This is a genomic window from Kangiella sp. (genome assembly GCF_048265365.1).
Classification (GTDB): Bacteria; Pseudomonadota; Gammaproteobacteria; order Enterobacterales; family Kangiellaceae; genus Kangiella.
In genome coordinates, this window is the sequence record NZ_JBLXBT010000001.1 from 1,971,849 (window position 1) to 1,992,266 (window position 20,418).

Genomic DNA, 20,418 nt, shown 5'->3' on the forward strand with positions numbered 1-20,418 from the left:
TGGTGGTATGGTAGCGCCGCAAAATTATTTATCGCTAAAGTAGTCTAAACTTAGTTACTTTAGTGTAGTTTTAACTGAATTTAGAGGTATTTATGGATTTTTTGAAAGAGCTAGGTATCGAAGCCGTCAACCAGTCAGCTAGTTGGGGCCAAGGTTACACCGACACTCAAGACGCAGGGGTAATTGAATCGATCAATCCTGCAACTGGCGAAGTTATTGCCAAAGTTAACGCCAGTTCTGCATCAGATTACGACAAAGTTATGCAAGAAGCTGAAGCCGCTTTTGATGAGTGGCGTAAAGTTCCAGCCCCTCTACGCGGTGAGCTTGTTCGTAAAATTGGTAATGCCTTACGCGACCACAAAGATGCTTTAGGTAGCCTGGTTTCTGCCGAAATGGGCAAAATCAAAGCCGAAGGTGATGGCGAAGTTCAGGAAATGATTGATATGGCTGATTTTGCCGTAGGTCAATCTCGTATGTTGTATGGTAAAACCATGCACTCTGAGCGTCCTGAGCACCGCATGTATGAGCAATGGCATCCACTAGGTATCACTGGTGTTATGTCGGCGTTTAACTTCCCGGTAGCTGTTTGGTCCTGGAATGCTTTCATCGCAGCTATCTGTGGTAATACAGTGGTTTGGAAACCATCTCCAAAGACTCCTCTTACAGGAATTGCTGTACAAAACATCTGTAACAAAGTTCTAGAAGAAGCAGGCCTTAAAGGTATCTTCTGCTTGTTCATCGATACTGAAGAGAACAAGTTATCACAGCGCTTCATAGAAGACGCTCGTGTTAAGAAAATGTCTTTCACAGGTTCAAGCGAAGTTGGTCGTATGGTTGGCGTTAAAGTTGCTGAGCGTATGGGCAAAAGCTTGCTTGAGCTTTCAGGTAACAACGCACTTATCCTTGATAAAACAGCCGATATGGACATTGCCGTTCCTGCAATCGTATTCGGTGCTGTCGGTACTGCCGGCCAACGTTGTACTTCAACGCGTCGCTTAATTGTGCACAAAGATGTTGCTGATCAAGTTATCCCAGCAATCGTTAATGCTTACAAGCAAGTTAAAATTGGCAACCCATTAGATACTAATACATTGATGGGCCCGCTAGTTGATGCTAATGCTGTTAAGAATTTCGAAAATGCAGTTGCTAAAGCTAAAGAAGCTGGTGGTGAAGTTCTAGCTGGTGGTAAAGCAATTGATGGTCCTGGCTTCTTCATTGAGCCAACAGTTATTCGCGCTGAAAACCACTGGGATGTTGTGCAAACAGAAACGTTCGCTTCAATTTTGTATGTTATGACTTATGAAACGACTGAAGAAGCGATTGCGATGCAAAATCACTCTAAAGCTGGTCTTTCTTCAGCTATCTTCACTCGCGATATGAAAGTTGCTGAGAAGTTCCTTTCTGCTCTAGGTTCTGACTGCGGTATCGCTAACGTCAATATCGGTACTTCAGGTGCTGAAATTGGTGGTGCCTTCGGTGGTGAAAAAGAAACTGGCGGTGGTCGTGAAGCTGGTTCTGATGCGTGGAAAGCATACATGCGTCGTCAAACCAACACCATCTTCTGGGGTGACCAACCTACTCTGGCTCAGGGCATTAAGTTCGACCTGGGTTAATCATTGTATTTAATTGAAGCCGCAACTTTTTGCGGCTTCCCTTGTTTATATCCTTATTAAAGGAGTTCTTTATGGCAGTTTTTAATCTACGTGCATACGACGATCACGAACAAATCGTTTTTTGTCGTGATGTTGACTCTGGCTTGAAGGCCATTATCTGTGTCCACAACACCAATCTGGGTCCTGCGGTTGGCGGTTGTCGTATGTGGGATTATAACTCTGACGAAGGCGCACTGATTGATGCTTTACGCCTATCGCGTGGCATGACTTACAAAAATGCTATGGCTGGCCTGAAAATGGGTGGCGGTAAGTCTGTCATCATCGGTAACTCTAAGACCATGAAATCTGAAGAGCTATTCCGTGCATTTGGTCGCTTTGTTGAGAAATTAAGTGGTAAGTACATTACTGCGGAAGATGTGGGTATCAATCCAAACGATATGGCCATCGTCAATAAAGAAACCAATTACGTTTTGGGCTTGGAAGGCAAGTCTGGTGACCCTTCTCCGGTAACTGCCTACGGCGTTTATAAAGGTATTAAAGCAGCCGCCAAACATAAATTTGGTAGCGATGATTTAAATGGTCGCAAGATTTCCGTTCAGGGTTTAGGCCATGTAGGTTATTACCTGTGCAAACATTTGCATGAAGAAGGTGCTAAATTATTTGTAACCGATATCAGCAAAGAAAGCATTGAGCGTGTCGTAAACGAGTTTAATGCGACTGCAGTAGGTATTGATGATATCTATGGTTTGGATGTTGATATTTATGCACCCTGCGCTTTAGGTGCAGTCATCAATGACAACACTCTTCCACAGATTAAAGCATCAGTTATTGCCGGTGCCGCAAACAACCAGCTAGCCGAAGATCGTCATGGCGATATTCTGCTTAGCAAAGGTATCTTGTATGCACCTGATTATGTAATCAATGCTGGTGGGATCATTAACGTATCATTCGAAGAAAACTATAATCGTGATGCTGCGTTGACCAAGGTTGATGAAATCTATGGCACTTTAACTGAAGTGTTTGAAGCCTCGAAACTAAGCGGTCGCCCTACTAACGTGATTGCTGATGAATTAGCACGTCAACGTGTAGCCGATGCAAAAAACAAATAATTCAAATTCTGTTAAAGAACTTTGAATAAAAAAAACGGGCTTCATAGCCCGTTTTTTTTGTCTGTACCAAAGTCTTAAGTTAAGACAAGTCAGTTTTATGTTAGTCGATAGCATATTGGAAATAGATACGGTAAGCCGTCGACCAGATAGGATAATCCACTCGAACCATATATGCCGCATACTCTTTGCGATCACACCCTGTCACCGTAAACAAACTATCGACTAATTCGTTCGCCATGGGGTATTTCAGTTTCTCTGAGAAGTTAGCATCATGGCTTGATAACACTAAGTCGGCTTCATCATGAAAGCGATCATACCAAAGTGCATCAGGACTTGTGATCATGGTTGCTAATTGAGTATTCATCGAATAAATACCAGCATTAGCTACACTGCGCATCGCATAACTGCGCTCAAGGAAACACACCATATATAAGCTTTTAATCGGTGTTCTTACCTGCACGCTGACACAGCTGGCTTTTTTCCCACCATAAAAGGGTCCTAGCTGTTCTTCGGGGTAGTTCTTCATAGCGGCAATATTAAAACCATCCGCCTGATCTGGGAGCGCCGGAATAATGATGGAATTTTCACCGCGGGTAAATTCGCTAATATTTTTAACCACACTTGCACTGGTAAGCTCTTCAATCAATGAGACGTTTGCAAGTTTGTCAGCGACTTCTTCACCCTGAGAAATTAATTCCGGTTTTTCTGACTCAAGCTTTTGCTCAGAGGGACCAACGGGGATCACCAATGGACGTGCGGTTTCTGTCTTGATGCAATTGTCGAAAAAGGTCAGCGTATATTGCTGAAGGTATTTATGGTCTTGCTCATTTTCTTTAAGGATACAGGCAAAAAACAGATTTTCCATCTGCTCACCGGTAACCGTTCGAGAAGCTTCAAAAAGTGCTTTACGTTGCTCAGATTTGTTACCCTGAGTTTGTGCACTTTTATCAGAAGACTTAATCAGTGCTTTAAGAGCCGAATGACTTCTTGAATACTCATAAATTAAGTTCTCAAAACGAACTACCATAGCTCTGGCCTCTTCAACCAGCTTGGCGTTCATTTTGTGTTGCTCGGCCAAATCTATAAATCCACGAAGACCCGCTGGACCAGGGAGTGAATGAATAACTTGCAGGCCATCCACCGCTTTATTGATAGTTTCTACCATGCGCTGACAGGTAGACTTGTTGGCATTGAGCCAATTCGCCATACCGGTAATGGTTTTAGCATGATTCGGAAAATCATCGACGAGATTCGATAGGCCGTTTTTGATGCGCTCACCCTCACGGTCAATAAGCGCTAATTCTGAGCGGGATAATGTCTTACTCACAGTACTGCCTTCTTGTTGTGATACATAAGTATATTGATTGGATACATTATGACACAAGCAGCCATTTATCTCATATACAATAAGATAACAATATTGCAAGTTTGCATTTAAAGCTGAAATTACGAGTCACAAATGCATCATTCCATTATCTGTCCTGAGCTAATTAACTCTAAGCCATTACACCCTTTAATGGCTAGATGCACTATATCTCCTTGTTTAGCAAGGAACAATGCAATTTAGACTTGTGAAGAATATCAATAAAATACAAAAAGATACAGCGTTGGATACTGATATGATGCATCTAGGATAGCTTGAGGTATTTGCTTAAATAACAGACTGATGCTTACGAATTGAGCGGAACCAAATACCCAGAATATTGGCAAAGATAATCAACCCGGCCCCCAATAGCTGCTGTGAGGATAGGATTTCATCTAAAAAGATAAAGCTGAAGAGCATGGCGATGGGTACATAGAGGTAGTACACCACTGAAGTCACCACATGGTTCAATTCGGTGCTAACCTTTATCCAGACGCTATGAGCAACCAAGGTGCAGACTACACCGAGCACAATCAACCCTAGCCAACTTTCTTGGGGTATCGACCATTCCGCCTGCGGCAGACCGAAACTGAAAATCACCATGGCTACAAAAAACTGACCAAAAGTCCGGCGCTCCCCATTGATATGACGATACTTCTGATGCATGAGGGGCAACAAGGCGTATAAGAAACCGGATATTACCGCAAGAATAAGACCAATAGTCATACCGTCATTCAGGTCAAACTCGGGTACCACCAGATAAACACCAGCGAAAGCCAGCAGGACACAAAAAAGCTCAAGCCAATGTGGTGGTTGTTTATGCACAAACCAGCCAAGCAAAAGCAAATGCGCGCCGAAGGTAGAAACACCGATAGCGGCGATAGAAGCGGTTGAAAGTTGAATGCTATAAAAGTAAGTAAGCCAATGGGCGGCAAAAACCAAACCTAGCAAAAAAATGAATACCCAGTTCTCGCGGCGGGCAATAAGGGGCTTTCGGGTCATGCTTGCCAACAGTATCAAACCAACCACACTGACAGCCAGCCGAAAGGCTCCGATCAACCATGGATCCACCTCAATATACTTGATAATAACCGGCACCATAGCCATCAAAAAGACAGCTAAAACGGCCAGTAAAACTAATCGCCAATAACCCGTATTCATTCTTTAATAATCAATTAGTTAATAATACTTCTTAATAAATAAATTTAAAATTTATTGCTATACAAAGGACGCATTCTTTCACAGCCGATTTATAACTGGTAGTTTTTTCCTTATTTCCACTCGAATTTTCTTGCATTTTTCGCTAAACAAAGTATAAAGCACATTCCATTTTGTGCTGATTGATTATTTTTTGCGCATGGTGAGCCTCTCGAGGCCGGCATGACATAATCAGCACGCCTGGTAGGTCTGGGAAGTTTCTATCGTTACGCCCCCAGAAATTTGTAAATAAGCTTGTTTATGGCTTCCCTGTACAGGAGATTAAAGAAGTGTATAAAGACTTCGACTATAACCAAGAGATTGATCCTACTGGCGCAACAGAAACTCAATGGCCTTCTTTTAAGAACGTCAACGAGAACGATGAGCGAAACGATCATTTCATACACAGAAACGGCAAAGTCTTTGCGGGCACTCATTTGATCATCGATCTATGGGGCGCGTCAAAACTTGATAACCTACAACTGATGGAACAAGCTTTCCGTGAGTCTGTAGTTGAATGTGGCGCAACTTTGTTGCATATCCACATGCACCACTTCACACCTAACGGTGGAATTTCAGGTGTTGCCGTTTTAGCAGAATCACATATCAGTGTACACACTTGGCCAGAACGCGATTATGCTGCGTTCGATGTTTTTATGTGTGGCGACGCTGAACCTCATAAAGCAGTAGAAATCCTACGCAAAGCATTCCACCCTTCGAAAATCGAAGTGAGTGAATTTTTGCGTGGACAAGTTGAGAAATAAAGCCTAAGGCAATTAATCGACATGGCAAAAAGATTTATCGAAACCCTGTACAACACTTACGGGCAAAGCTTCATTGTTGAAGAAGTTTTGTTTGAAAGCAAAACTGAGCATCAGCATCTGATCATTTTTAAGAATGAACAGTTTGGCAATGTCATGGCGTTGGACGGGGTTATCCAGACCACTGAAAAAGACGAATTCATTTACCACGAGATGCTAACTCATGTGCCTCTTTTTGCGCATGGAAATGCAAAGCGAGTTCTGATTATCGGTGGCGGTGATGGCGGTATCTTGCGCGAAGTGTTGCGTCACCCTGAAGTTGAACAGGTCACAATGGTAGAAATTGATGCTGCTGTAGTGGATATGTGTAAACAATACTTCCCGAAGCATTCTGACGGTGCTTTTGATGATCCGCGGGTTAATCTGGTGATTGCCGACGGTGTCGATTTTATTGTGAACAATGCTAAGAGCGGCGACAAGTTTGATGTCATTATTTCTGACTCAACGGATCCAGAAGGTCCGGGCGAAGTGCTCTTTACCTCACGCTTTTATCAGGGCTGCAAAAACAGCCTGAATGAAGGTGGTATTTTAGCAACTCAGAACGGCGTCAGTTTCATGCAGATTGATGAAGTGAAAACCACTTACAATCGCTTCGAAGCTATTTTCGAGGATCGCTGGTTCTACGTCACTGCGGTACCAACTTATATTGGCGGCAATATGACTTTGTCATGGGGTACCGACGATAGCAGTTTGCGTCAGCATTCGATTGAAACTATTCGAGAGCGATTTAGTAAGGCTAATTTTAGTACCAGGTATTATAACCCTGAGTTGCACGTCGCCAGCTTTGCCCTGCCCCAATATGTGATTGAGGCGCTCAAGTAAAGTGTGCAAGAAAACAACAAGGCGAACTTAGACAGTTCGCCTTTTTTGTATCTGATATATAGAAATGATAGTTTTACACACACATTAGGTATATAAGTTTATTTATTTAACATCTTCTACCTGAAGATAACACTGGAGATACGAGCCCAATGGCAGTTGATCAAAATGAAGCTTGGAGCATCGAGAAAGCCCGCGCCCACTACAACCTTCCGTACTGGAGCGAAGGCTATTTCGATTTGAATGAACAAGGTAACCTGGTGGTAAAACCTAATCGTAGCCGTCCAGAGTTTAACTTTGAACTTTCAGAGATTTGCAAAGAGTTGCAGAAGAAAGGATTTCAGATGCCTGCCCTGCTTCGCTTTGGCGATATTTTGCATAATCGCGTCAACAGTTTATGCGAAGCTTTTAATCAGGCGATTAAAGAATATGAATTTCAGGGGCGCTATACCATCTGCTACCCAATCAAAGTCAATCAGCAGCGTCGGGTGGTTGAAGAAATTGTGCAAAGCCAGGCAGCCATTAACAATAACAATGATAAGCAAATTGGTCTAGAAGCTGGTAGTAAACCGGAATTAATGGCTGTACTTGCATTGTCTGAGCATACGAACTCTACCATCGTCTGTAACGGCTATAAAGACCGTGAGTACATTCGTACAGCATTAATTGGTACACAACTTGGCCACAAGGTTTATATCGTCGTAGAGAAGCTGACAGAGCTTCAATTGGTGCTTGAAGAAGCAGAAAGTATGGGCGTGAAGCCCACTATTGGAGTGCGTGCTCGATTAGCCTCTAAAGGTGAGTCTAAATGGCAAACCTCGGGCGGCGATCACTCCAAGTTCGGTTTATCTGCCAGCCAGATTTTACGTTTGGTTGAAACGCTTCAAGCCAGTGACCAGGTGGATATATTTAAATTATTGCATTTCCATTTAGGTTCACAGATCACCTCGATTCGTGATATCCAGAACGCACTCAAAGAATGTGCTCGCTTTTATGCTGAGCTGCATGCGCTTGGCGTGCCGGTTGAAACGGTAGACGTCGGTGGCGGTCTTGGTGTCGATTATGAAGGTACCCGTAGCCAAAGCCATTGCTCAATCAACTACAGCCTGTCTGAATACGCCAATAACGTGGTTTGGGCTTTCTACGACGTGGCCAGTGAGAATGATTTACCTCATCCGAATATTATTACCGAATCGGGACGCGCTTTAACTGCACACCATGCTGTACTGATTGCCAATGTGATTGATTCTGAAGCGCCAGAAAGAGTGGAGTTAGAAGCTCCTTCCGAAGAAGCGCCGTTGATTTTGCAGAACCTATGGGAAAGCTATCAGGAAGCACTTAACCCAAAAGATAATCGTAAGCTCATGGAAAGCTTCCATGATGCAGGTTACCTTCTGACTGAAGCTCAAGGCATGTTCAGTCACCAGGTATTAACCTTGGCCGAGCGTGCTATGGCAGAACGCCTGCACCGCATGATTTTAATGCTGGTGAAAGAAAAACTAGTTCCAGAAATTCAGGAGCATCAAAACACATTAGATGAATTAAATGAAAAACTGGCGAGCAAGTATTTCGTCAATTTTTCAATATTCCAGTCCTTACCGGATGCGTGGGCGATTGATCAGATATTCCCAGTCATGCCATTAGTGGGCTTAAAAGATGAGCCTTTGGAAAGCGTTATTATTCAGGATATCACCTGTGATAGCGATGGTGTTTTAGAGCAGTATGTTAATGCACAGGGCATTACCCCTACTTTACTACTGCCTACCTACACACCAGGCGATGAGTATTTACTGGGCTTTTTTATGGTCGGTGCCTATCAGGAAATTTTAGGTGACATGCATAATCTGTTCGGTGATACCCACACCATCGATCTGATACTTACTGATAATGGTGAAATAAAGATTACTGGAACAGACTATGGTTCCGGGGTTGATGAAATGCTCGAATATGTCGATTTTGATGCTAAATCAATACTGGAATCTTATCGTCGCCAGCTCAAGGCAAGCGATCTTGAGCAAGCACAACAACGTCAATACTTGGCCGAATTACGTGAAGGTATTTATGGCTACAGCTATTTAGAGGATTAGGCTGACATGACTCAGTTGAATAGACGCTGGCCTGCCGAATGGGAAGCTCACCAAGCTACCTGGATGGCCTGGCCCTGTCGCACTGAAATTTGGACCAATGGTTTGGAGAAAGCCCAGTTGGCGTTTGCTGAAGTCGCCAATACGATTGCAGACTATGAGCCATTGTTTATGCTGGTTAAGCCAGAGCATAAGGCTTTTGCCACAAAAAAACTCAGTAGCTCGATTACTTTGGTTGATATGGTAATTGATGACAGCTGGACGCGTGATACTGCACCAATCTGGATTGCTGAAAACGGCAAGCCACTGGCTTTAGACTTTCAATTTAACGCCTGGGGCAATAAGTTTTCGCCCTATGATAATGACACCAAAGTTGCTGATAACATCATCAACTATAGCGGTAGCCAATCGCGTCAGGTGGATATGGTATTAGAAGGTGGCGCGGTGCATTCGAATGGGCAAGGTATTATCTTAACTACTAAAGAGTGCTTGCTAAACCCCAATCGTAATCCAGCAATGAGCCAGCAACAGATCGAGCAAGCTCTGCTGGAGCAATTTGGTGCTGATAAAGTTGTCTGGTTAGAGAAAGGTGTTGCCGGTGATGTGGATACCGACGGACATATTGATAATATCGCCTGCTTTATCGAGAATGATTTAATCATCAGCCAGAGTTGTGATAAAACCAGCGAGAACTTTAGTATCTACGAAGACAATCGTAGGATTCTTCGTGAACACAGTTTAAAACTGATTGAGGTTTCTGAACCGGAAGCTCGCTATGAAGATGGGCTTCGAGTTCCGCTGTCATACATCAATTTTTATATTGCCAATGAAGCGATCATTATGCCGTCTTTTGACTGCAAACAAGATGATGAAGCAAAGTCTGTATTAACCGATCTGTTTCCTCATCGGAATATTCATCAAATCAATGCCAACGAAATTTTGGTCGGTGGCGGTGGCATTCACTGCATAACCATGCAGCAACCCAAGATTTAATCAGCTCATATATTTGAGTCTTTATAGGTGATAACACTATGAGAAATGTAACATTCGCAGCAACCCAGTTTGCAGTCAGTGCAAACTTTGATGAGAACATTGCTAAAGGCGAAGCTTTAGTCAAGCAAGCTGCTGAACAAGGCGCCAACGCTATTCTTCTACAAGAATTATTTGCTGGCTATTACTGGTGCAAAGATCAGGACCCTAAATATTTTGATTGGGCTGAGCCTTATCCAACTAGCCGTGTTTTGCAGCACTTTTCGACGGTTGCTAAACAATTAGATGTTGTTTTGCCAATCAGCTATTTTGAGAAAGCTGGTAATGCCCATTTTAATTCTCTGGCCATGATCGATGCTGATGGCACCATCATGGACAACTACCGCAAAATGCATATTCCAGATGGACATGGTTATCAGGAGAAGTTTTATTTCTCTCCCGGTGATACTGGCTTTAGAGTATGGGACACCAAGTTTGGCCGCATGGGCGCAGCCATCTGCTGGGATCAATGGTTCCCAGAAGCTGCACGCATTCTTGCGCTGCAAGGTGCTGAAGTGATTTATTACCCCACAGCGATTGGCTCTGAACCACAAGATCCAAACTGGGATTCTCGTGAGCATTGGCAACGCGTGATGCAAGGTCACAGTGGCGCCAACATGGTTCCTGTAGTTGCCTCAAACCGCATTGGCACTGAACAGGGCGAAACCTGCGGCATTACCTTCTATGGATCATCATTTATCACCGACCCGTTTGGTGCCAAGATCCAGGAGATGGACAAAACCAGTGAAGGTGTCATTTGTCAGGAGTTTAATTTAGACCAGGTAGCTAAGCAACGTGCTAGTTGGGGCTTGTTCAGAGACCGCCGCCCAGAGTATTACGGACGAATCACTCAGTTCTGAATGCCTTGCTGCAATAAAACAAAGCCCAGCAAATAGCTGGGCTTTTATTAGCTCGAACACTTACGATTATTTATCAAACTTTATTGCTCCGGCATTTGCCATAACTCAATCTTGTTTCCTTCGGGATCCATAAACCAGGCAAATTTACCAAAACCATCTTCTTCGCAAATATCACCAACCTGTTTACCGCCACTGGCAACAACCTGCTTAATACAGGCTTCTACATCATCAACCATTAGGTTAATCATGAAGTCTTTTGGCGATGGTGCAAAATAATCAGTATCAGCTTTAAAGGCTCCCCAAACGGTATAGCCATTTTTAGCAATATCCGCCAGTGGGAAACTGGTACCACCGTAACTGGGATCAATCTGAAAACCCAAAGCTTTCTCATACCATTCGCCCAGTGCTTCTTTATCGTTACACTTAAAGAAAATGCCACCAATACCCAGTACTTTCCCAGCCATAATCAATCCAAAAGCTTATCAAGACTATCTTCATTAACACCATTGATTACGTTGCTGTAACCCATTGCTTCCAGCTCTTCTTTAGCTTTACCAGCACGATTACCACTACGACAGTAAACTATAAAAGTTTCATCTTTAGTCAGGTTTAACTCGCCAATTCGATTAGAAACCTCATCCACAGGTATATTAACTGCTCCAGAATAATGACTATTGTTGTATTCACCCTCTGTACGGACATCAATGACGGTCACATCATCGAAAGCCCCCTCTTCATAGACAATCAGACGTGCATCAAAGTCTTGTGGATCAAGCTTGGCATCATCAGAAGGCTGAGGATCGAACGACACCAATCCAATGATAACGTCACCAAATTGACGAACCGAATCATCGGCAGTATTCACCGTGAACGACTCGGCCGAAGTTGGTGTTGAGAAGATAAAACTCAGGGTAGCCTGCCCTTCAGTAACGCATTGATTGCCCTTCGGACATCTGGAGTCATCAGCAATCTCTGAAAACTCAATTGAAGTATTGTCAAATGTAACCTTCTCACCAACAGAAACGATAAACTCTTCAGCAAGTAACTTTGACTTTTCTATGCCGGCGTCATCAGTAGACATCGATGCACAAGAAGCGATTAGATAAGTTAAAAAGAATAGACATGCAAACTTAAGCGATCTCATAAGAACTCCCCTAAATAAAAACTTGAATAAAAGTCATTGTGATACGACAGCTACAAAGAATCAAGGAAGAGTGGCACCCCCGACAGGATTCGAACCTGTTACCTTCCCCTTAGGAGGGGGACGCTCTATCCAGATGAGCTACGGGGGTGCAGAAGCGTGATATTTATTTGATATAGGCCTTCAATGCATCAGGAATATTGATGCTACCATCGGCATTTTGGTTGTTTTCCAAGATAGCCACTAAGGTACGGCCTACTGCCAGTCCTGAGCCATTTAGAGTATGCACTAATTCTGGTTTTCCAGTTTCAGTGTTGCGCCAGCGTGCTTGCATTCGGCGAGCCTGGAAATCACCGGTGTTACTGCAAGAAGAAATCTCGCGGTAGGTGTTCTGGCTTGGTAACCATACTTCGATATCGTAGGTTTTGGTGGCACCGAAACCGATATCACCAGAGCAAAGCGTCACTACTCGGTATGGCAACTCAAGTAGTTGCAACACTTTCTCAGCGTGACTAATCAAACGCTCCAGCGCATCCATTGAGTCTTCAGGCTTAGTGATATGCACCAACTCAACCTTCTCAAACTGATGCAGACGAATAAGACCGCGCACATCACGACCATAAGAACCGGCTTCGCTGCGGAAACATGGTGTATGCGCCACAAACTGCAACGGCAACTGTTCGGCTTCGACAATTTCATCGCGAACCAAATTCGTGACTGGCACTTCGGCTGTTGGGATCAGGTATAGAGGACGGTCATCCTGATTTTTGCCTTGTGCTTTAAATAGATCTTCTTCAAATTTAGGTAGCTGACCAGTTCCAGTTAAGCTTTCGGCGTTGACCATATAAGGAACGTAAACTTCTTCGTAGCCATGCTCTTTGCTGTGCAAATCGAGCATAAATTGGATCAAAGCTCTGTGCAGTTTGGCGACCAGACCTTTTTTGACAATAAAGCGGCTGGCAGCAATTTTTGCGGCGCTGGCAAAGTCCAGTCCGTTTAAGGCTTCACCCACTTCAACATGGTCTTTAGGCTCAAAATCAAACTGGCGCGGCTCTCCCCAGCGACGAATCTCAACATTCTCATTTTCGTCTTTGCCTTCAGGAACAGAGTCATCCAACAGGTTCGGGATGCCATAATGAATCTCATCTAACTGAGTCATCACTTGATTGAGACGCTCTTTAGCGGCATCAAGCTTGCTTCCTAAGTCGGCAACCTGATCTAACAACGGCTGAATGTCTTCACCACGAGCTTTAGCCTGCCCTATCGATTTGGAGCTGGAGTTACGTTGGTTCTGTAATTCCTGAGTTTCAACCTGGATAGCTTTACGCTCTTCTTCAAGCTTATTGTATTGCTCTACATCAAACTCAAAACCACGCTTTGCCAGATTCTTAGCAACAGCATCAATGTCAGTTCGTAATAATTTAGGGTCAAGCATTGTCTTTTTTGAATCCGTTATAGGTTTGCCGTAAATTTCAGGCGGCCATTCTACCACCAAGCCAGGCACCAAAAAACACGAAAAGCATGCAAAGTAGTAAATTGGCGCTAATATTAAGCCCAGCCTTTAGCCACAAGTGCTGTTGCATCAACTGGAAGGTTTCCACTGAAAAGGTTGAAAAAGTAGTCAAAGCACCGAGAAAACCAATAATCACACCAAAGCGTACACTATTGGAAACTTGGGCTGCTTGCCAAAAGGTTAATAGGAAACCGGCAATAAAGCAGCCAATGATATTAGCCAGTAAGGTTCCCCATAGATAATGTTCACCAAAGAGCCACTCGGCCATGTCTCGACACTTAAATCGAGCGACGGCTCCAATAGCACCGCCAAGACCGATGCTCGCAATAACGGCTATATTCATGAGTTCCCCTTGATATATTGATCGCTTTTAGCTTTAAGCCAGGCCAATTTTTCAGCAATCTTTTTCTCCAGCCCTCTATCCACAGGATGATAATACTGAGTATCGCCCTTTTCTTCTGGCAAATACGTTTGTCCGGCTGAGAAAGCATCGGGCTCATCATGGTCATAGCGGTATTCAGTGCCGTAATCTAACTCCTTCATCAGTTTTGTCGGAGCATTACGAATATGCAGTGGCACTTCATAAGTCGGTTCGTTTCTGACATCGCGCAACGCATTATTATAGGCCTTGTAAACTGCGTTACTTTTTGGTGCGCAAGCTAGATAAATAATCGCTTGTGCAATAGCTAACTCCCCTTCTGGGCTACCCAGTCGCTCCTGAACATCCCAGGCATTCAGCGCTAGTGTCAAACCTCTCGGATCGGCATTGCCGATATCTTCACTGGCCATGCGAACTACCCGACGCGCCACATACAAAGGCTCGCAGCCACCATCAATCATGCGACAAAACCAATACAAAGCCCCATCGGGATTGCTTCCTCTTACTGACTTATGTAACGCGGAGATTTGATCATAAAAGTGTTCACCACCTTTATCAAAACGACGTAATGATTGAGTCAGAGTTTCTTCTAAAACCTCATCATCAATAACTGGAGTTTTTTCGTTTTTGGCTAGGGCGAGCTCACTGGCCAGCTCTAAAAAGTTTAGCAGACGACGTCCGTCGCCATCAGCTGCATCAATTAAATGTTTTCGGCTTTCAACAGCAATCGACAGATGATATTTACCAAGACCAAGCTCTTCATCAGACAAAGCGCGACTAATCAATTTATCTAAAGCGCTTTCTGATAAATCTTTTAATACAAAGACACGGGCTCTGGAAAGTAATGCGTTGTTTAATTCAAAGGAAGGGTTCTCAGTCGTCGCACCAATAAAAGTGAGTGTGCCATCTTCAACATAGGGCAAAAAAGCATCCTGTTGAGCTTTATTAAAACGATGCACCTCATCAACAAACAAGATTGTCGGTTTACCCTGTGACTGATATTGACGCGCTTCATCTACTGCCGCGCGTATATCTTTCACCCCAGCAAGCACTGCTGAAATGGTAATAAAATGGGCATTGGAGCTTTGTGCGATTAAGCGAGCTAACGTGGTTTTTCCGGTACCGGGAGGTCCCCAGAAAATTAACGAAAACGGGCGCTGTGTTTCAATCGCCTGGCGTAGGGGTTTACCTGATGCAAGAAGATGCTCCTGGCCAACATAATCGTTTAAAGAGGTTGGGCGTAGCCTGTCAGCCAATGGAGCATTGAGTGGTGAGTTTGAAAATAAGTTAGATTGCCCGCTCATAAGATGTTAGAAGGTATCTTCCTCAAGCTCATGAGTTTCAGCTGACTCGCGGCTGTCTATCACATCGATACCTTCCGGAATTTCAAACTCGAAATGGTTTTCATCAAACTCAGGATTCATAACAACATTGGTGAAATCTACTAAAGTCGACTGACCAAGATTATCGTTGACCTGCAAAGCAACTAAATCATCGCCATGAAATTCTATGACTAACACTTCATACAAGGCATCAGGATCGCGAGGCATAAGATGATAAATCATCACACCCTCCTGCTCTCCCTTAACAGCAGCAACTTCGTAATTAGAGGCCACATCAAGTTGCGCCTGGCTCAGTAACGCTGCTGGTGAATTGGCTAGGCTTTGATCAAGACTCGATACATTAATTTGTTCGATATCAATATCAAACTGCCACAAGTTGACACCATCCGCGATTATTTCCTGCTCAAATGGGTCACTGACCGCCCAGCGGAATAACTGAGGTCTTTGCAGCTCGAAATAACCTGAAGACTCATCAATCAAGGTACCGAACTCATCAGTAATCACCTGACTAAAGTCAGCTTTAAAACTATCAATTGCTGTCAGCTTTTTCTCTAAATCCTGCGGTGCATCTGCAGCTGCCAAAGTGCTTAAACATAGTAAAGCACTCGCAGAAACAAGCTGGATTAATCGATTTTTAATAATTCTAATCATTATAAATACCATAGTATGGTCAAAGTTAACTACTTTATAGCCTAGTCATACTGAATTAGACCTTAACATCATTTCTCAATTGTAAAGTGCTATGCGTCATCCAGCGTCAGTCCGAAGCAAATGCTTTGAGCGTAAACGATGAAGTTAAGACAAGGCATAAAATAATTAAATTGCGGAGCTTAGCTACTTAAACGACAACATTTAATTATTTTATAACACCGTATTAACAAACAAGTTAGCTCAAAGTTAGTCTTTTGGAGGTGGAGGGGCTAACACTTCCCGCCCCCCATTCGAGCCCATCTCCGACACAATACCGGCAGCCTCCATCGCTTCCACCATTCGCGCAGCTCGGTTATAACCAATCTTTAAGCGACGTTGGATACCTGAAATCGAAGCGCGACGTGACTCTGTGACAATGGCTACCGCTTGATCAAATAGCTCATCCTGTTCACTGTCTTCATCACCATCCATACCCGGCATGCCTGGAATGGGTACTTCACTGGATCCGGTGATAACTTCGTCAATATAATCTGGCTCGCCACGTTGCTTCCAATCTTCAACCACTCGATGCACTTCATCATCATCCACAAAAGCACCATGAATACGCGTCGGAATATTGGAGCCTCCAGGTAGATACAGCATGTCACCCATGCCTAATAATTGTTCAGCGCCCATTTGATCGAGAATGGTACGTGAGTCAATTTTTGATGAAACCTGGAAGGCAATCCGCGAAGGAATATTCGCTTTAATCAAGCCGGTAATAACATCAACCGACGGCCTTTGCGTTGCTAGAATCAGGTGGATACCAGCCGCACGTGCTTTCTGCGCAATCCGGGCAATAAGCTCTTCAACTTTTTTACCGACAATCATCATCATGTCAGCAAGCTCGTCAATAACGATAACAATCGACGGTAACTTGTCTAATGTTGGCGGTTCTTCTTCCAGTCCATCGGTTGGTTGCCATATCGGGTCTTTAATCGGCTCACCAGCTTTAATCGCATCTAATACTTTTTTATTGTAACCAGCGAGATTTCTAACACCCAGCGCTGACATCAAGCGATAGCGGCGTTCCATTTCACCCACTGACCAGCGCAATGCGTTGGCAGCATCTTTCATATCGGTGACCACTTCACACAAGAGGTGTGGAATACCTTCATACACACTGAGCTCAAGCATTTTCGGGTCAATCATAATCAGTCGCAAATCATCAGGAGCAGACTTATACAGCATGCTGATAATCATGGCGTTAACACCAACCGATTTACCGGAGCCCGTAGTACCCGCCACTAGTAAGTGCGGCATCTTAGCCATATTCACGACGATTGGATTGCCCGCGATATCTTTACCAAGCGCCATGCTCAAAGGTGATTTCACTTTTTCAAATTCATCACAGGCCAGCACTTCGCGTAAACGGACAATTTCACGTGACTCATTAGGGATTTCAATGCCCACATACGTTTTGCCAGGGATCACTTCGACCACACGAACTGAAATCGTTGATAGCGAACGAGCCAAATCTTTGGCCAGGTTGGAAATCTTACTAACCTTGACGCCTGGTGCTAACTCCAGTTCGAAACGTGTGATCACAGGCCCAGGATGAACTTCCATGACCTGCGCTTCAACACCAAAGTCTTTCAGTTTCAACTCAACCAGACGCGACATCGCTTCGAGCGCATCTTCCGAGAAATGATTCTTAGGTGGTTCTGGCTCGTCCAACAACTCCATGGCGGGCATTGGCCCAACTGGCACGTCATCAAACAAACGCTTCTGTTTTGTTTTGGCCGCCACTTTAGCTGGAGCTGGCGATTGCACAACCCGAGGTTCTACCCTGACTGGGCTACGAGTCTCGCGTTTTACTTTTTCTTGCTTCAGCGCTTCCTGGCGCTTAACCACAGATTCTTTTACTGATTTCTGTTCTTGCTTGCGGTCTTTAAAATTTTCGTACCACCCAACCAGTTTACCCCAGCTTTGCACAAACCATACGCCAACTCTGTCCATGATGCTTAACCATGAAATCCCAGTGAAAAGCGTCAAGCCAGACAAAAACAGTGCCAACAGAATAAGCGTGGTGCCATATAGGCCTAGTCCATCGATTGTTAAACTGATAATAAACTCGCCCAAAATACCGCCGGAGGTATAGCTTGGCTGAATCTCAGGGTCGAAGAAGTGTAAGCTGCATAGACCTGCACCACCAATCACTGCCATTAACAGCCCTAGCCCTTTAACGGCCCAGAACGCATTGGGGTGTTCATGTTCAATGTTTCTTTCGGCGTACAGTATATAACCTGAATAGGCGAAGATAATCGGGATTAAATAGGCTAGATAACCAAACAAGTGCAAAAAGAAGTCGGCAAACCAAGCTCCACCCTTACCGGCAGAGTTCTGAATTGGGCCACCATTACCATTAGTAAATGAGCCCGGGTCATTATGGTTATAAGTCAATAAAGCTAGTAAAAAGAATAATGCTAAAGTGACCAACAGGATCATACCGCCTTCGCTGAGGCGTTTGCGCAGGATCGCTTTGGACTCCAGCGCTTGCGGAGACTTTCGAGTAGCAGATTGTTTAGTTTTTGTTTTACTCAAAACACTTTCCTTTCATAATTTGCAGTTATTCTAAAGCAAGTTTCAGCTATCTCAAGCAGTTAATTGTGGCGAATTCTGAACTGTGAACAATCCCTAGCGCCTATCCAGATTAATCGGTAACAAACTGGTTTCCTTAACCTCTTCCATCACCATATAAGATCGTGAGGCACTAACGCCCGGTAACATCAACAAGGTTTCACCTAATAGCTTACGATAGGCCTTCATATCTGCTACCCGAGCTTTCAATAGATAGTCGAAATCACCAGACACCAGGTGACACTCTAGAATAGTTGGTAGCATGGTTACAGCCTGTTTAAACTCTTCGAATACATCAGGCGAGGTTCTAGACAAGCGAATCTCGACAAAAACCAGCAAAGATGCGGCCAGCTTCATTGGGTTCAATTTAGCAGAATAACCCTCAATAAACCCGTTCGATTCAAGCCTTTTGACTCGCTCGAGACATGGCGTTGCACTGAGCCCGACCCGCTTTGCTAATTCAACATTAGAGATCCGACCATTTTGCTGTAATTCATTAAGGATCCGCAGGTCAATTCTATCCAGTATCTGCTTGCTGTCACTCTGAACTTTCAAAGTATTTTCCTTGCCAAAAATATAATTATTTAGTGTTTTATACTACAAACTAACCAATAACAGCAAACAATTCTTTAAAATCGTCATTATAATAGCGCATCCCTCTTTCGAGGCAAACCTTGATTTATTGGAGCTAAAAATATGTTGATTGGGGTCCCTAAAGAAATTAAAAACCACGAATATCGCGTGGGAATGGTACCAGGTAGTGTTCGTGAAGTGATTGCTCATGGCCATCAAGTCATAATTGAAACCAATGCCGGTATCGGTATCGGTTTTACTGATGAAGACTATCAAGCAGTTGGTGCAACCATCGCCCCTTCTGCCAAGGAAGTATTCGCTAAAGCAGACATGATAGTTAAAGTAAAAGAACCTTTGGCAGATGAGCGTAAGCGTTTACGCGAAGGTCAGATTCTATTTACCTACCTTCACTTGGCTCCTGATATGCCGCAAACAGAAGACTTGGTCAAGTCTGGTGCCGTGTGTATTGCCTATGAAACGGTAACTGGCGCAGCAGGCGGTCTTCCGTTATTAGCTCCTATGTCAGAAGTTGCTGGTCGTATGTCGATTCAAGCTGGCGCTGAGTGCTTAGAGAAATCAAATGGCGGCCGCGGCATGTTATTGGGTGGCGTTCCAGGTGTTCAACCAGCCAAAGTCGTTGTTATTGGTGGCGGTGTAGTTGGTACTAACGCTATCAAAATGGCTGTCGGCATGGGTGCCCGCGTTATTGTTCTTGACCGTAACGTTAATGCACTACGTCGTATTGATGCTGAATTCGGCTCACAAGTGGAAACCGTTTACTCAAGCCATGACTCTTTAGAGAAACATGTCATTTCGGCAGATCTCGTTATCGGTGGCGTATTGATTCCGGGCGCAGCAGCTCCTAAATTAGTTACCGAAGATATGATTAAGCGCATGCAGCCAGGTGCAGTATTGGTTGACGTAGCAATTGATCAGGGTGGCTGCTTCGAAACCTCTAAAGCAACGACTCATGCTGATCCAACTTATATCCTGCATGATGTGGTTCATTATTGTGTTGCCAACATGCCTGGTGCTGTGCCACGCACATCAACTTTTGCCTTAAACAACGCAACTTTACCGTTCATCATCAATCTAGCCAACAAGGGCTACAAAAAAGCCTTGGCAGACGACCCACACTTGATGAATGGATTGAACGTCTACCGTGGAAAAGTAACTGAGCGTTCTGTTGCTGAAAATCTTGGCTTTGACTATGTCGAGCCAACTACAGCGTTAGGTATCAGTACCGATACGATGTAAGTAGTAGTACTGCTGTAACAAAAAAAGCCACTCTATAATGAGTGGCT

The 20,418-nt window shown here is 44.0% G+C and carries 18 protein-coding genes and 1 tRNA gene; 8 read left to right on the forward strand and 11 right to left on the reverse strand.

The window, feature by feature from the left end; translation table 11 throughout:
* Positions 1–92: 92 nt before the first annotated feature.
* A complete protein-coding gene (locus tag ACN0VI_RS09070; protein WP_331891053.1) occupies positions 93–1,613 on the forward strand; it encodes an aldehyde dehydrogenase family protein in 1,521 nt (506 codons plus the stop codon).
* Positions 1,614–1,684: 71 nt separating this feature from the next.
* Positions 1,685–2,722 (forward strand): Glu/Leu/Phe/Val family dehydrogenase, encoded by a 1,038-nt coding sequence (locus ACN0VI_RS09075; protein ID WP_417446520.1) that lies wholly within the window; start codon positions 1,685–1,687, stop codon positions 2,720–2,722.
* Between the two features lie 100 nt (positions 2,723–2,822).
* Here ACN0VI_RS09075 and ACN0VI_RS09080 read toward each other — a convergent pair whose 3' ends face one another.
* Complete coding sequence (locus ACN0VI_RS09080) at positions 2,823–4,049, reverse strand: hypothetical protein (protein WP_417446521.1); 1,227 nt, start codon at positions 4,047–4,049, stop codon at positions 2,823–2,825.
* A 324-nt stretch (positions 4,050–4,373) separates the two neighbouring features.
* Positions 4,374–5,246, reverse strand: a complete 873-nt coding sequence (locus ACN0VI_RS09085; RefSeq protein ID WP_331892373.1) for a DMT family transporter — start codon at positions 5,244–5,246, stop codon at positions 4,374–4,376.
* Positions 5,247–5,572: 326 nt separating this feature from the next.
* Here ACN0VI_RS09085 and speD point away from each other — a divergent pair, with 326 nt between their 5' ends.
* The 5 genes from speD to aguB all read left to right on the forward strand — a co-directional run bounded on the left by speD (position 5,573) and on the right by aguB (position 10,895).
* Complete coding sequence (gene speD / locus ACN0VI_RS09090) at positions 5,573–6,046, forward strand: adenosylmethionine decarboxylase (RefSeq protein ID WP_331892374.1); 474 nt, start codon at positions 5,573–5,575, stop codon at positions 6,044–6,046.
* A gap of 21 nt (positions 6,047–6,067) precedes the next feature.
* Positions 6,068–6,925 (forward strand): polyamine aminopropyltransferase, encoded by an 858-nt coding sequence (gene speE, locus ACN0VI_RS09095; protein ID WP_417446522.1) that lies wholly within the window; start codon positions 6,068–6,070, stop codon positions 6,923–6,925.
* Positions 6,926–7,074: 149 nt separating this feature from the next.
* On the forward strand, positions 7,075–9,009 hold the full coding sequence (gene speA / locus ACN0VI_RS09100) for a biosynthetic arginine decarboxylase (protein ID WP_331892376.1): 1,935 nt from the start codon (positions 7,075–7,077) through the stop codon (positions 9,007–9,009).
* 6 nt (positions 9,010–9,015) lie between these two features.
* On the forward strand, positions 9,016–9,999 hold the full coding sequence (locus ACN0VI_RS09105) for an agmatine deiminase family protein (RefSeq protein WP_331892378.1): 984 nt from the start codon (positions 9,016–9,018) through the stop codon (positions 9,997–9,999).
* Positions 10,000–10,037: 38 nt separating this feature from the next.
* Positions 10,038–10,895 (forward strand): N-carbamoylputrescine amidase, encoded by an 858-nt coding sequence (gene aguB, locus ACN0VI_RS09110; protein WP_417446523.1) that lies wholly within the window; start codon positions 10,038–10,040, stop codon positions 10,893–10,895.
* Positions 10,896–10,975: 80 nt separating this feature from the next.
* Here aguB and ACN0VI_RS09115 read toward each other — a convergent pair whose 3' ends face one another.
* The 9 genes from ACN0VI_RS09115 to lrp form a co-directional block, all read right to left on the reverse strand.
* Positions 10,976–11,359: a VOC family protein gene (locus ACN0VI_RS09115; protein WP_417446524.1), complete on the reverse strand. Its 384-nt coding sequence runs from the start codon at positions 11,357–11,359 to the stop codon at positions 10,976–10,978.
* Positions 11,360–11,361: 2 nt separating this feature from the next.
* A complete protein-coding gene (locus tag ACN0VI_RS09120; RefSeq protein WP_417446525.1) occupies positions 11,362–12,039 on the reverse strand; it encodes a rhodanese-like domain-containing protein in 678 nt (225 codons plus the stop codon).
* A 71-nt stretch (positions 12,040–12,110) separates the two neighbouring features.
* A tRNA-Arg gene (locus tag ACN0VI_RS09125) sits at positions 12,111–12,187 on the reverse strand.
* 15 nt (positions 12,188–12,202) lie between these two features.
* The gene (gene serS, locus ACN0VI_RS09130) at positions 12,203–13,471 is read right to left on the reverse strand and encodes a serine--tRNA ligase (protein WP_417446526.1); all 1,269 of its coding nucleotides are present in this window, start codon (positions 13,469–13,471) and stop codon (positions 12,203–12,205) included.
* A 37-nt stretch (positions 13,472–13,508) separates the two neighbouring features.
* Positions 13,509–13,892, reverse strand: a complete 384-nt coding sequence (crcB, locus tag ACN0VI_RS09135; RefSeq protein ID WP_417446527.1) for a fluoride efflux transporter CrcB — start codon at positions 13,890–13,892, stop codon at positions 13,509–13,511.
* Positions 13,889–15,232, reverse strand: a complete 1,344-nt coding sequence (locus ACN0VI_RS09140) for a replication-associated recombination protein A (protein ID WP_417446528.1) — start codon at positions 15,230–15,232, stop codon at positions 13,889–13,891. The genes crcB and ACN0VI_RS09140 overlap by 4 nt, the downstream gene beginning before the upstream one ends.
* Positions 15,233–15,238: 6 nt before the next feature.
* On the reverse strand, positions 15,239–15,922 hold the full coding sequence (gene lolA, locus ACN0VI_RS09145) for an outer membrane lipoprotein chaperone LolA (RefSeq protein ID WP_417446529.1): 684 nt from the start codon (positions 15,920–15,922) through the stop codon (positions 15,239–15,241).
* A 246-nt stretch (positions 15,923–16,168) separates the two neighbouring features.
* A complete protein-coding gene (locus ACN0VI_RS09150; protein ID WP_417446530.1) occupies positions 16,169–18,505 on the reverse strand; it encodes a DNA translocase FtsK in 2,337 nt (778 codons plus the stop codon).
* A 93-nt stretch (positions 18,506–18,598) separates the two neighbouring features.
* Entirely contained in the window at positions 18,599–19,096 is a 498-nt protein-coding gene (gene lrp / locus ACN0VI_RS09155) for a leucine-responsive transcriptional regulator Lrp (RefSeq protein WP_331892396.1), read from the reverse strand.
* Between the two features lie 141 nt (positions 19,097–19,237).
* Between lrp and ald the strand changes: the two genes are divergently transcribed.
* Positions 19,238–20,371 (forward strand): alanine dehydrogenase, encoded by a 1,134-nt coding sequence (ald, locus tag ACN0VI_RS09160; RefSeq protein WP_417446531.1) that lies wholly within the window; start codon positions 19,238–19,240, stop codon positions 20,369–20,371.
* Positions 20,372–20,418: the final 47 nt, after the last annotated feature.